Origin of the sequence: Pedobacter steynii (assembly GCF_900103665.1) — a bacterium.
In the GTDB taxonomy this organism is placed as follows: domain Bacteria; phylum Bacteroidota; class Bacteroidia; order Sphingobacteriales; family Sphingobacteriaceae; genus Pedobacter; species Pedobacter steynii.
The window spans coordinates 1-1,587 of record NZ_FNGY01000038.1 but is presented as its reverse complement, the minus strand read 5'-3'; the positions used below and the strand labels follow the sequence as shown (position 1 = coordinate 1,587).

Annotated in this window: 1 protein-coding gene; it reads right to left on the bottom strand. The window is 47.8% G+C overall.

All coding sequences use genetic code 11. The features are described from left to right. On the bottom strand, positions 1–1,587 hold a 1,587-nt coding region (locus tag BLQ87_RS33115; RefSeq protein ID WP_143010631.1), incomplete at both ends, for an amino acid adenylation domain-containing protein.

Sequence of the window (1,587 nt, the reverse complement as noted above, 5' to 3'; positions counted from 1 at the left end):
ATTACGGGGAGCCAGATATTCCACACCGGACGACAAACCCAGGCCGTCAGGATCCGGCAGTGCCTTTTTGTCGACCTTTCCATTAGTGGTGAGCGGAAGTTTATCCAGTTTCACATAATGTACAGGAATCATATACGCAGGTAAATGTTCGCTTAAATGATTCCGAAGTGCTGCCGGGCTGATTTCTGCCTTGCTTACCACATAAGCAACCAGCTCTTTTTCCCCTCCGCCACTGTCCCTGGCCAATACGATCACTTCTTCCACCTGATCCTGAATCCGCAGCGTTCGCTCAATCTCTTCCAGTTCAATCCGGTAACCGTTTATCTTTAACTGGTTGTCCCGGCGAACCATATATTCTATTGCTCCATCAGCAGACCATTTTCCGATATCTCCGCTGCGATAAAATAAACTTCCCGGTTCAAATGGATTCCGGATAAAACGTTCTGAAGTCAACTCCTCACTTCCGATATACCCTTTGGCCAGGTTCCAGCCGGCGATATACACCTCACCTTCCACGCCAATGGGAACCACTTTCATCGCTTCATCCAGAATGTAAATGCTGGTATTGTAAACAGGCTTGCCAATGCTCGCCTTTTCGGGGATTTCCCCTTCAGAAAAACTGTAGGAACTTCCCGTAACCACATGGGTTTCCGAAGGACCATATAAATTAAAAATGCGTACGGATGGATGGTGCTCCAGGAATCCCCGAAGTCCGCCACTCACATACAACTGCTCTCCGGTAGAGATGACCTCGCTGATCTGATGGCCTTCGAATTCTTCCGCCGGAATCTCGCCAAACATGACTTTTAAAGCCGCATAAGGCATCGAAAGGGTCGAAATCCCACGCTCCAGCACATAGCTTTTTAAGGCCCAGAGGTCTTTTCGCAGCTCCTCACTCACTACATGAACCTCCCCGCCGGTAGCCAGCGCATAAAAAATATCATGGAGCGAGGAATCGAAACTAAAGGATGAAAATTGTAAATGTTTCTGTTTCTTTTTGAAGCCTGCCCCATGGATGTCCCACATGATCAGGTTATACAGCATCAGGTGGGTTTGCTCCACCCCTTTGGGATGTCCTGTTGAGCCGGAAGTAAAGATGACAAAGGAAGAATCATCTCCTGAAATTTTCAGCGAAAGGTCTGTCTTATCGGTATCTGCAGGAATCTGATGGATGTCAATTTGCGCCAAATCCCCCTTATACCTCCCTGAAGCATCGCTGATTAAAACCTTAGCCTTGCTTTTCTCCAGCATATAACTGATCCGCAATTCAGGCAGTTCTGCATCAACAGGAACATAAACACAACCCAGTTTCATCACTCCGATCATACTGATGACAGACCATTCTGAACGGTCCAGTAATACCCCCACACCTGCACCCGGCTGTACACCGGCATGATTCCGCAGGTGACGTGCCAATTGGTTGGAATGGACATTCAGTTCTGCATAGGTCATGGAGATGCCTTCAAACACCAGGGCGGTAGCCTCAGGGCTTTTCCTGACCTGCGCTTCAAATAAATCGATCACCGTTTTATCTTCCGCATAGCGAACCTCCGTCGCATTAAAGTCTGCTAATATTATTTTCTGCTC